The sequence below is a fragment of the Pedobacter polysacchareus genome (assembly GCF_019802255.1).
Classification (GTDB): domain Bacteria; phylum Bacteroidota; class Bacteroidia; order Sphingobacteriales; family Sphingobacteriaceae; genus Pedobacter; species Pedobacter polysacchareus.
This window is the reverse complement of record NZ_JAHYSS010000002.1, coordinates 748,755-760,403: the sequence shown is the minus strand read 5'-3', so window position 1 is coordinate 760,403 and position 11,649 is coordinate 748,755. Positions and strand designations below refer to the sequence as shown.

The following is an 11,649-nucleotide window of genomic DNA, read 5'->3' as shown; positions in this document are numbered from 1 at the left end:
TGTCGGGGTGGCAGGATTCGAACCTACGACCTCCTGCTCCCAAAGCAGGCGCGATACCGGGCTACGCTACACCCCGAACTGGTATCATCTTTATTCCTCTTTCGAAGGACTGTAAAAACACTGATTATTTTGGTAAGACCTAATTATCGTTGTCTTTAATTATGCGGAGAGGGCGGGATTCGAACCCGCGGTACCGTTGCCAGTACGACAGTTTAGCAAACTGTTCCTTTCGGCCACTCAGGCACCTCTCCTTTTCAATTAACTTTCCCGCTTTAAACAAAAACCGTTGCTGTTTTTCGGGATTGCAAATATAGGAAGATGATTGGTAGTTCCAAAAAAAATTTAAACATTTTGTAGGTAATCTATACGCACATGATAGATGCTCATCAGCATAGTCTTGAATATCAACTTTATAGTTTCTAAATCTTTTAAAGTAATATCGCAATTATCTAATTGATTTTGTTCTAATTTATAGTTAATGATCCTTTCGACCAGGTCATTTATGCTTTGCGCGTCCGGATTTTTAAGACTTCTTGAGGCTGCTTCCACTGAATCTGCTAGCATTAATACCCCAGTTTCCTTAGAAAAAGGGATCGGACCAGGGTAACGGAAGATGTTTTCGTCCACAAATTTCTCCGGAGAGTTCTTCAAAAACGACTGATAGAAATAATCTACCCTGGTATTTCCATGGTGCGTTCTGATAAAATCGATCACACTTTCCGGTAATTGATGTCTGCGGGTAATTTCTATGCCCTTATGAACATGTTTAATGATGATCTGAGCACTTTGCTCATAAGGCAGCTTATCATGCGGACTCAGCGCTGTATTTTGATTCTCTATAAAGTATTGAGGGTTCTCAATTTTACCAATATCATGGTACAAGGCACCGGCCCTTACCAATAGCGAGTTCCCTCCTATTTTAAAGATCGCAGCTTCCGCTAGGTTGGCTACCTGTAAAGAATGCTGGAAGGTACCAGGCGCTTTAAACGCCAGCTCTCTTAATAATTTATTATTCGTATTCGTCAATTCAATTAAAGCCACATCGGAAGTGATGCCGAACAATCTTTCAAAAGCATAAATCAGCGGATAAGCCAGCAATGAAAGCAGCACACTGATAATGAAAGGCACAAAGTTGATCCACTCAATCTCAGAGAATGATCCTTCTCTCAGTAATCCAATCCCAAGGAAGGAAACAAAGTAGGCCGAAAGGATGAATAAAGCAGACAGCAGCAATTGCTCTCTTTTAATCAGGTTTCTGATACTATAAATCGCCACCATCCCCGAAGTAATCTGGTAAAAGACGAACTCAAAACTATTCGGTACAAAGAAACCGGCAATCAGGATCACCAGCAAATGCAGGTACAGCGCTAAACGCGTATCAAACAAAATCCTGATGATGATCGGTACAATACAGAAGGGAATATAATAGATGCTAGGCAGGTTCAATTTAATCGCCCAGGTCAAACACAGCAGCATCGTGGTAATCACCAATAGCAATAAAGACAGCTGACGGTTGTCCGCAAAAATATCCTTCCTGAACAACTTTAAAAAGAACATCAGTAAACTGACAATAAAGCCTACCAATAAAATTTGTCCGAGGTAAACCAGTTTACTATCGCCAATAGTTTTCGTTTGTGCCTCATAAGCCTCTTTAAAAGAGAGTAACTTTTGATAGATTTCGTCATCCACCACATTGTCCTTCGCAATGATCAGCTCCCCTTTCTGTACCATCCCCCGGGTAGTAGAAAGACTGTTGATCGTATTTTCCTGGACAATATTAGTCAGCTTTTCATCGAAAATAATATTGGGCTGCAAATGATCTTCCACCAGCCCAACAATCATCTCTTTAACTTTCAGGTTCACTGAAGTATAATTCTTCTCAAAGTATTCTAACGCAGATTGTACTGTAAAAACATCCTGAGTACTCAGGTTCTTACTGATATTATTGTTCAACAGCGCAAAATCATAGTATTTATTCCCTTTCTGATGTTTTACATTCATCGCAATGATGCCTCTGTTGTAAATCGATTCCAGCAGTTTTAAGGAAGAAGCTTTATAAGCCGCCTTATCTTCTTCAGGAAAAGCATTGGTTTTCCATTTCACATCAAATTCATTGGAATAAGCTTCCTCCACATTGTGAATTAGCTCATTGTTCATCTTATAGATGGGCAGTACATTGTTCAATGCGTCCTTTTTATCCGTCGTCACCTGAGGGATTGTTTTCAAGATCGCAAAGCTGAATGGAGAAACCAGGTCTTTATTTTTCCAGATCTCCCCCTTTTCAAATTCATATCTGAACCTGGGTTGTTTAGGTAAAAACACCGTTATGATCAATACAGACAGTACCATCATTACATATTTGATGTTTGATGAATACTTACGATAAAGCACCCTGTGGGAATTCTTTTTGATTTTTGCCAAAATGATATAAAATTGATTTCATTCAAAAATAATACAATTTTTCCTCATATCGGCTTTTGAGACAGGTAATCCTGCGAAGGGATCTGATTTACAGAGAAAATCCTTGCTTTTATGAAAACTATTTCGTCAATTTATGATATCAAATTAATATCATTATGTATCAGGAAAAAATCATCACTCCCCCATCGGGCTACCTTACATTTGTGCTCTTCCTCGCACTGTTAGGCGGCGGAATCTATGCATTGGCCAGTAAGCAATATGCGATTGGCGCGATTGCCCTTGCCATTAACTTCATTCTGGTTTTACCAGGGCTGATCATCAACAATCCAAATGAGTCTAAAGTACTTACTCTCTTTGGAAAGTATGTTGGCACCGTAAAAACAGACGGTTTCTTCTGGGTAAACCCATTAACGATTAAAAAAAGTGTTTCCTTAAAAGCGAGAAACCTGAATGGTCATCAGATCAAGGTAAATGACAAACTAGGAAACCCGATTGAAATTGCAGCTGTTGTGGTATGGCAAATTCAGGAAACTGCAAAGGCGATGTTTGCAGTGGAAGATTACCTGCAATATGTAGCGATTCAAAGTGAAGCGGCAGTCAGACATCTGGCCAATATCTTCCCTTACGACAACTTTGAAGATGAAGAAGCCACCATCACGCTAAAAGATGGCGCAGAAAAAGTAAGCTCCCTTTTGGAAGCAGAGTTGAGCGAACGCTTGTCGAGAGCAGGAATTGAAGTGATTGAAGCCAGAATTTCACATTTAGCCTATGCACAGGAAATTGCTAGTGCCATGCTACAGCGCCAACAGGCTACGGCAGTAATTGCGGCCAGAAAACTTATTGTTGAAGGTGCAGTAAGTATGGTAGAAATGGCATTGGACAGGCTTTCAGAAAAAAATATCGTAGAACTTGATGAAGAACGTAAAGCCTCCATGGTGAGTAACCTATTGGTGGTGCTTTGCGGTGAAAGGAATGTACAGCCCATCCTGAATACCGGTACGCTATACAATTAACCCTTATAAAACATGTCTGAAAAAGATAAAAAAGCTTTTGCACTGAGGATCAGCCCTGCCCTGCTCAAAGAGATTGAGAACTGGGCAAATGACGAATTCAGGAGCATAAACGGGCAGATTGAGTACCTGTTGAATGAAGCGGTGAAATCGAAAAGAAAACGACGAATAAACAAAAATGATACAGATGAGCCTCGTTAAAAACGATGGAGTTTAACCAGCAGATACTACTAATTACTTAACTTTGCTTTCAACCAAAATTAAAAAGCATCAATGAGAGAAGTAGTTATAGTATCTGCAGTTAGAACCCCGATAGGAAGTTTTGGTGGTTCATTATCAGGTTTTTCAGCTCCCCAACTGGGTGGTATAGCCATTAAGGCTGCTGTAGAAAAAGCGGGTATCAGCCTTGCTGACGTTCAGGAAGTTTATATGGGCAATGTATTGTCCGCAAATATTGGCCAGGCTCCAGCTACACAAGCCGCAAAATTTGCCGGTTTACCGGACCTTCCTGCTACCACCATCAATAAAGTATGTGCTTCAGGAACCAAAGCCATCATGCTGGCAGCACAAAGCATCGCCCTTGGCGAAAACGACATTATCATTGCAGGCGGCATGGAAAGCATGAGCAATGTTCCTTACTATTTAGATAAAGCAAGAAACGGATACCGTTTAGGCCATGGTCAGCTCACCGACGGCTTAGTAAAAGACGGCCTCTGGGATGTATATAATGATTACCATATGGGTTCTGCCGCAGAACTCTGCGCTGCAGAATGCGAAATTAGCCGCGAAGATCAGGATGCTTTTGCCTTCAGCTCTTATCAAAAAGCCCAGGCTGCACAAAATAATGGGAAATTCGATTCAGAAATCGTTCCTGTACCCGTAAAAGACCGCAAAGGCGAAGTGACCCTCATCTCCAAAGATGAAGAACCATTCGCTGTTAAATTCGATAAAATCCCTGGCTTAAAACCAGTTTTCAAGAAAGATGGAACCGTAACCGCAGCAAACGCTTCGACTCTAAATGACGGGGCTGCTGCATTGGTACTGATGAGCGCTGATAAAGCAAAGGAACTTGGATTAAAGCCATTGGCAAAAATCCTGGCCTACGCAGATGCTCAGCAAGCACCAGAATGGTTTACTACTGCGCCAGCAAAGGCAATTCCTCTTGCCCTAAAAAAAGCAGGTAAAAATATCAGCGACGTAGATTATTTTGAAATCAACGAAGCTTTCTCTGTAGTTTCTTTAGCGAACAACAAGTTATTGGAATTAAATGCAGAAAAAGTAAATGTAAATGGCGGCGCCGTAGCCATTGGACATCCACTGGGTGCCTCTGGTGCCAGAATCGTAGTGACCTTGCTCGCAGTATTGGCCCAAAACAACGGAAAAATCGGCGTAGCCGGAATTTGTAATGGTGGCGGTGGTGCCAGCGCAATTGTTATTGAAAAGTTAAGCTAAATGTTTAAAGCTTTAAAATCGATCCTGTTGGTAATGATATTATGCTGCGCAATGACAATGGTTCATGCGCAGCATAGCTTTCTGCTCACGAATAATCCGGCAATGGTCCGGTTCCAGGACTCTTTAATCCGTATCAGCGCTCAGGCACAGAATGCCCAGAACAATCAGTCTCGCTTTGAAGCGAATGCACATTTTATAAAAACATTGGTGGAATCACTGAAAACTCCAGGATCCATTAACTACCCCTTCGATTCCCTAAAAACAATCTCTACCCTGAGTGCCCCGGATAAATCCTTCCGCATTTTCAGCTGGTACCTCCCGGTAGACGATGGTACTTACCGTTATTTCGGTGCCATACAAGTAGCCAGTAAAGATGGGAAGCTAAAATTATTCCCGCTAATCGACAATACAGAACAGCTAAAAGATCCAAATGCCATCACCAGCAATAAAAACTGGTATGGTGCTTACTACTACCAGATGGTTCCCATCAGCGGAGCAGGTAAATCGCCTGTCTATGCTTTACTGGGCTGGAAAGGAAACAACAGCAAAACCTCCAAAAAAGTAATCGAAATATTGTCCTTTGAAAATGGCGAACCGAGCTTCGGAAAAGCCATCTTCGTACAGCCGAAAAACCCAGGTCTCAACCGCGTCATCTTTGAGTACAACAAACTCAATTCAATGACCCTAACGATGGACAAAAGCGTAAACATGATCGTTTTTGATCACCTTGCTCCCTTCAGCGAAGAAATGACAGGAAATTTTGAATATTACGCTTCCGACCTCAGTTTTGATGCGTATAAAGTAGCCGGAGGCAAACTTAAACTCGTTGAGAATGTGGAACTAAAGAATGATCCCAATGCAATGGACGAGCTCTATATCGACCCTAAAGATAAAAAGATCCAACCTATTAAGAAGCTCTAAAGGATGATTACACTGGCTTAAACTACTTTAAAAATTTGTGAGTTTGACTCCGGGTGCCTATCTTGCGCGATGGTTTATTTTAATATCAAACAAAAATCTTACCAAAACAGAGCCCTCTCCATTATTTATTTATAAGAACTAACTGAACCTTTCAATAAATTATTACACAAAAAAACCAACACATGAATGCACAAAATTTGGACACTCCAAATAACTTTTTTGAGAGTAAGGTACTAGGACATCCAGCAGGTCTGTTTGTTCTATTCTTTACGGAGATGTGGGAAAGATTCTCCTACTATGGGATGCGCGCATTGCTTGTGCTTTTTCTGACTTCTTCCATTATCGGAGACAATCCAGGATGGGGATGGCCAAGAGCTCATGCACTAGCGATTTATGGTTCTTATACTGGCTTAGCTTACTTAACCCCAATCTTAGGAGGTTATATTGCCGACAGGATCATTGGCTACCGCTGGGCAGTAATTGTAGGTGCCTTATTAATGACTTTAGGCCATTTATCTATGGCCATTGAAATCGACCATTTCTTCATGTACCTGGGCCTATGTCTATTGGTAGTAGGTAATGGTTTCTTCAAACCAAACATGACCTCTATCATTGCACAGATGTACAAAAAACACCCAGAGAAAAAGGATGGTGCTTATACCATTTTCTATATGGGTGTAAACGCTGGTGCATTTTTAGGGATGTTGTTGTGCGGATATATCGGAGAAAACAAAGACTGGGGATGGGCTTATGGATTCGGTTTAGCCGGTATCTTTATGTTTATCGGTATGGTTCAGTTCTATTTCACTCAAGGGATTTTCGGTAATATCGGTTTAAAACCGATTAAAAACGAAGTAGAAGAAGTTTCTGACAATCTTGAGGAAAGCACAAGAAACCCGTTCTCTAAATTTGACTTATTACTGATCGGTCTGATTGCTATAATTGGCTTATCTTGGATCATCAATGATCCGGTTTCCAAAATCACCAGCATGAACTTGTTTGCGTTTAATGTAGGCAGTATGGAAGGTAGCAATTTCATGATCATCACTGCATTGGTGCTTTTCATATTCATTTTAGTGAAAAGGATCAGTCAATATACACCAGTACTGCGCGATAAAATGATCGCTGTAATTGTGCTGGCCTTCATTACTATTTTCTTCTGGGCCTCTTTTGAACAAGCAGGTGGTTCAATGACCATCTTTGCAAAGGACTATACCCAACGTATTTTAACAGGTGATTCCAAGGTGATTTTCAATATAGTCAACACCATGATTACAGTGATTCCTCTAGTGATCATCTCTTATGTATTGCTAAAGCTGTTCTCTAAAACTTTCGGTAAATATTCTATCGGTAACCTTGTTTTAGCTTCAGGTTTCATCATCATCTGGGTGATTGTAATCTATATGCTTAAAAACCAATACAGCGAAGTAAAATCAGAAGTTCCAGCCACCTGGTTCGGTATCCTGAACTCGCTGTTCATCATCAGCTGTGCACCAATCGTATCTAAACTATGGGAAAGTAAATACAATCCCTCAGCTACGTTTAAAAACGGATTCGGTATGATTCTTCTGGGAATCGGTTTCGCCGTTCTTGCTTATGGTGCAAGTACCATCCCTCAGGGTGCTGCTGTAGCTTCAGTAAGTATGATCTGGCTGGTAATGGCTTACTTCTTCCATACCATGGGCGAATTGTTCATCTCTCCGGTAGGTTTATCTTATGTAAGTAAACTTGTTCCTGGAAGAATGATCGCTATTATGTTTGGTATCTGGTATTTAGCCATCGCTATTGGTAACAAAATTGCGGGTACAATGGGTGGTATGATCGATGAGATCACTTCAAAATATTCAATGACTACCTTCTTCCTGATCTTCACCTTTATCCCTATCGGACTAGGTCTGATCATCATGATGCTGACTCCATTAATGAAACGCCTGATGCACGGTGTAAAATAAAAAAATCAAGCCTTTGGAACTCTCCAAAGGCTTTTTTTACTAACAGAACAATTACAATTAAGATATGGCTGAAAATCTTACTCTAGAACAAATACAGAATTTTAAGGGCAAGTATCCAAAACAACTTTGGTACCTGTTCTTCTCAGAAATGTGGGAACGTTTCTGTTTCTACGGAATGCGGGGAATGCTCACCTATTTCATGGTGACGCAATTGATGATGAAAGATGGCGATGCCAACCTTCAATACGGTGCCACTCAAGCTTTCGTTTATGCCTTCACCTTTATCGGAGGGCTCTTCGCAGATAAAATCCTGGGCTTCCGGAAATCCCTGTTCTGGGGTGGAATCCTGATGATCGTCGGCAGTGCAATCCTGTCCTACGATCCACACCAATTCTTCTTCCTAGGGATCAGTTTCACCGTAGTCGGCACTGGTTTCTTTAAGCCCAACATTTCAACAATGGTAGGCTCCCTTTACAAAGGGAATGACCCACGTCGTGATGCCGGTTTCTCTTTATTCTATGCCGGTATTAATATTGGTGGCCTATTGGGTGGTTACGCCTGTATTTACCTCGGAAAAACCTATTCATGGCATCTGGCTTTCGGCCTTGCCGGAATTGTAATGACCATCAGTTTACTGACTTTCATCTTCACTAAAAAGAGCTTAGGTCCTATTGGATTATCGCCTTTTAAAGACGAAGAGGTTACGGTGATTTTACCAGAAAGCCTGGATGGAAAATTGCCTGCTGAACCAGCCGTAATCAAAACCAAAGCGATCAACAGAAAATGGTACGACTATGCAGTATACGCCGGATCACTGGCCATTATTCCTGTGATCATGACCATGGTAGCCAAAACACAATATACCGATTGGTTCATGTACATCATCGGCCCTGCTACCTTGGTTTACATCATTTATGAAATGAGTAAATACGGATGGGAAGAGCGTAAAAAGCTAATTGCAGCGATCATTTTTATCCTGTTCTCCATTGTATTCTGGGGGATTTACGAACAAAGTGGTGGCTCTATGGCCCTTTTTGCAGCAAGAAACCTGGACGATAAACTTTTAGGGGTGATCACACTTGATCCAAATGGTGTGAACAACTCTGCAAACTCTTTCTTTGTGATCATTTTTGCCTTTATCTTCAGTCTGGTATGGATTGGATTGGCAAAGAAAAAGATCGAACCAAATACCGTAGTGAAATTCGGATTGGGCTTTTTATTCCTCGCAGGTGGTTTCTTTATCCTATATAGCACCCGTTTCTTTGCTAACGCGCAAGGTATTGCTTCTTTAGACGCCTTTACCTTGTCGTACTTGGTAATTACCTTCGGTGAACTTTGCCTCTCTCCTATCGGCTTATCCATTATGACCAAACTATCCCCGGTTAAATTACAGGGTGTAATGATGGGCATGTGGTTCCTGGCCAGTGCTTACGGTCAGTATGTAGCCGGTATTTTAGGTGCACAGATGGCACAGGGCGGAGACAATGATACCACAGCTCAAAAATTAATCACCTTCACAGAAGGTTATAAACAGCTGGCTATTTACGCCTTAATTGCTGGAATATTATTAATAATCCTATCTCCATTGGTAAGAAAACTAATGGGAGATGTCAAATAATCTCATTTATTTGTGATTTAATAGGATTAACCCTCAGTATATAGAATATACTGAGGGTTTTTTCGTTAAGAATCCATAATTTCGCTCCTAAATTTATATTACGTGTCAGACAGTCTAATTATAATCCCTACCTACAACGAGAAAGAAAATATTGAGAAGATCATTAGAAAGGTTTTCTCCTTGCCTTATTCTTTTGAAGTCCTAATTATTGATGATGGTTCTCCTGATGGAACAGCCAGCATTGTGAAAGGGTTACAGCAAGAATTCCCTGGCCTTCATATCGAAGAAAGAACAGGAAAGCTGGGCTTAGGTACGGCATATATTCATGGTTTCCGCTGGGCATTAGCCCGTCCGCAATACCAGTATATCTTTGAAATGGATGCGGATTTCTCTCACAACCCAGACGATCTGATCAGGCTTCGTGAAGCTTGTGTAAATGGTGCGGACCTAGCCATTGGTTCCCGTTATGTAAATGGGGTAAATGTGGTGAACTGGCCAATGAACAGGGTATTGATGTCGTACTTTGCTTCCATGTATGTGCGCATAATTACCAGGATCAACATTCAAGATGCAACTGCAGGATTTAAATGCTACACAAGACGCGTTTTAGAGACTATTCCTTTGGATAAAATTAAATTTGTAGGTTATGCCTTCCAGATTGAGATGAAGTTCACAGCGATCAAATATGGCTTTAAGGTAGTCGAAGTTCCAATCATCTTTACCGACCGTACAGAAGGTACTTCTAAAATGAGCACCCGTATTTTCAGGGAAGCTTTTCTTGGGGTGATTCAAATGAAAGTTTGGAGTTGGTTTAGGAATTACAATAGGTAACTCCTTATTCCTTGCGGGGTTTTCCATCCCGCATCATTGTTCCAAAATCCCAGTTTCTGTCCATCGCAGTAACAATTTTGACCAGTCTTTTTGTTCTTGTGGCTTCCGTTTTTGCGGAATTCAACCACTTGATGTAATAGTTTTGGTGGGATTTTGGAAGCTTTAAAAAGCTTTCCAGCCATTGCGGCTCATCTGAAAGGCAAACTTCCAGGTCCTCCGGCATCAGGATTTTAAAATCCAGATCTTCCTCCAGACACAGCTCCAGCACCGCCCCTTTATCCTTTTTAAGCTTTTTTCGCAGTGGCGCATTCAGCGCGATGATGAAATCGCCTTCGCCCATAGGCACCAGTGCTACTCCGGCAACTGCCACCTGATCCAGCATTCCTTTGACCCGGTAACTTTTCCGGCAATCTGCTTTGATTTCATTGGCAATGGCAAAGGGGACGAAAACATAAGTCCAGCCTGTTTTTTCTCCCATTTCGGCAAAACGTTCAATCTCTGCTTTAAAAGTTACCATACCTTAAAATTAAGAAAGCCTTTCTACTTATAAAAAGCTGAAACGTAAATCCTTTAAAACTTTTCTTCAACACCTAACCCAAATAAGGCAAAATCGTATTTTACAGGATCTGCAGGGTCGAATTCAGCAAGCTTTTTAGTCAATTCCACTGCAGTCTGCCAATCCGTTTGTTTTCTGCTGATCATTCCTAATTTGCGCGCCACCCGATCCACATGAACATCACATGGACAGATTAAATCTGCTGGCTGTACGGTGTTCCAAAGTCCAAAATCAACGCCTTTATTGTCCTTTCTCACCATCCATCGTAAAAACATATTGAGGCGTTTACAGGTAGATTTCTGAAGTGGTGAAGAAACATGTTTAATCGTTCTTCTTGGAAAATCCGGCAGACTAAAAAAGTAGGACCTGAAGTAGTTTAATGCTTGTTCTGTTTGCGGTGTACGATCTAAATCCGGCAGCATACAGGCAGCGGAAGCATATCTTTTCGAGCCTTTACCCGCAGCAGCAACCGGAATTTCTTCCAGGTATTCTTCCCTGAAAACAGGTTTAGATGGTACCAGAAATGCCGTTTCCAAGCTATCGGATTGTTCATAATGGAACTTAAAGAAGGATATGAAATAGAGCAGATCGGTATCGTTAAAGGTACGGTGCTTAAAGCCCAGCAATCCTTTAAGGTCATCATCACTGTGCTGCAGCATGAAGTCGTAAGGCGCATTGTCCATGCGTTCAAACAACTCTGTACATTTATTGATGATCGTTTTGCGTTGCCCCCAAGCTAAAATTGCCGCAAAAAATGCGGCAATTTCAACATCTTGTTTTTTAGAAAAACGGTGCGGAATGCAAATCGGATCATTGGTAATAAAGTTTGGCTTATTGTATTGCTCCACTTTATAGTCCAAAAAGTCTTTCAGTTCCAGGAATTCCAAT

10 protein-coding genes and 2 tRNA genes are annotated in these 11,649 nt (G+C 41.3%); 7 read left to right on the top strand and 5 right to left on the bottom strand.

Features of this window, described 5'->3' with window-relative positions:
* Positions 1-2: 2 nt before the first annotated feature.
* The 3 genes from K7X70_RS07185 to K7X70_RS07175 all read right to left on the bottom strand — a co-directional run bounded on the left by K7X70_RS07185 (position 3) and on the right by K7X70_RS07175 (position 2,349).
* Positions 3-76 (bottom strand) — tRNA-Pro (locus tag K7X70_RS07185).
* Positions 77-164: 88 nt separating this feature from the next.
* Positions 165-251, bottom strand: a tRNA-Ser gene (locus K7X70_RS07180).
* Between the two features lie 91 nt (positions 252-342).
* The gene (locus tag K7X70_RS07175; protein ID WP_222536523.1) at positions 343-2,349 is read right to left on the bottom strand and encodes an HD family phosphohydrolase; all 2,007 of its coding nucleotides are present in this window, start codon (positions 2,347-2,349) and stop codon (positions 343-345) included.
* 227 nt (positions 2,350-2,576) lie between these two features.
* On the opposite strand from K7X70_RS07175, the gene K7X70_RS07170 reads away from it, so the two are divergent.
* From K7X70_RS07170 to K7X70_RS07140, 7 genes are all read left to right on the top strand, one after another.
* Positions 2,577-3,434: an SPFH domain-containing protein gene (locus tag K7X70_RS07170; protein WP_222536398.1), complete on the top strand. Its 858-nt coding sequence runs from the start codon at positions 2,577-2,579 to the stop codon at positions 3,432-3,434.
* Between the two features lie 12 nt (positions 3,435-3,446).
* Positions 3,447-3,632 carry a type II toxin-antitoxin system antitoxin gene (locus K7X70_RS07165; RefSeq protein ID WP_222536397.1) on the top strand — a complete coding sequence of 62 codons (186 nt, stop codon included), beginning with the start codon at positions 3,447-3,449 and terminating at the stop codon, positions 3,630-3,632.
* A 72-nt stretch (positions 3,633-3,704) separates the two neighbouring features.
* The gene (locus tag K7X70_RS07160) at positions 3,705-4,883 is read left to right on the top strand and encodes an acetyl-CoA C-acyltransferase (RefSeq protein ID WP_222536396.1); all 1,179 of its coding nucleotides are present in this window, start codon (positions 3,705-3,707) and stop codon (positions 4,881-4,883) included.
* Entirely contained in the window at positions 4,884-5,804 is a 921-nt protein-coding gene (locus K7X70_RS07155) for a hypothetical protein (RefSeq protein ID WP_222536395.1), read from the top strand.
* A 182-nt stretch (positions 5,805-5,986) separates the two neighbouring features.
* Positions 5,987-7,756, top strand: coding sequence for a peptide MFS transporter (locus K7X70_RS07150; RefSeq protein WP_222536394.1), 1,770 nt, complete (start codon positions 5,987-5,989; stop codon positions 7,754-7,756).
* A gap of 64 nt (positions 7,757-7,820) precedes the next feature.
* Positions 7,821-9,374, top strand: a complete 1,554-nt coding sequence (locus K7X70_RS07145; RefSeq protein ID WP_222536393.1) for a peptide MFS transporter — start codon at positions 7,821-7,823, stop codon at positions 9,372-9,374.
* Positions 9,375-9,476: 102 nt separating this feature from the next.
* Complete coding sequence (locus K7X70_RS07140; protein WP_222536392.1) at positions 9,477-10,205, top strand: polyprenol monophosphomannose synthase; 729 nt, start codon at positions 9,477-9,479, stop codon at positions 10,203-10,205.
* A 4-nt stretch (positions 10,206-10,209) separates the two neighbouring features.
* Here the strand turns inward: K7X70_RS07140 and K7X70_RS07135 are convergent, their stop codons facing one another.
* A complete protein-coding gene (locus tag K7X70_RS07135) occupies positions 10,210-10,722 on the bottom strand; it encodes a YdeI/OmpD-associated family protein (RefSeq protein ID WP_222536391.1) in 513 nt (170 codons plus the stop codon).
* Positions 10,723-10,775: 53 nt separating this feature from the next.
* Positions 10,776-11,648: a TIGR02757 family protein gene (locus K7X70_RS07130; protein WP_222536390.1), complete on the bottom strand. Its 873-nt coding sequence runs from the start codon at positions 11,646-11,648 to the stop codon at positions 10,776-10,778.
* Position 11,649 lies beyond the last annotated feature (1 nt).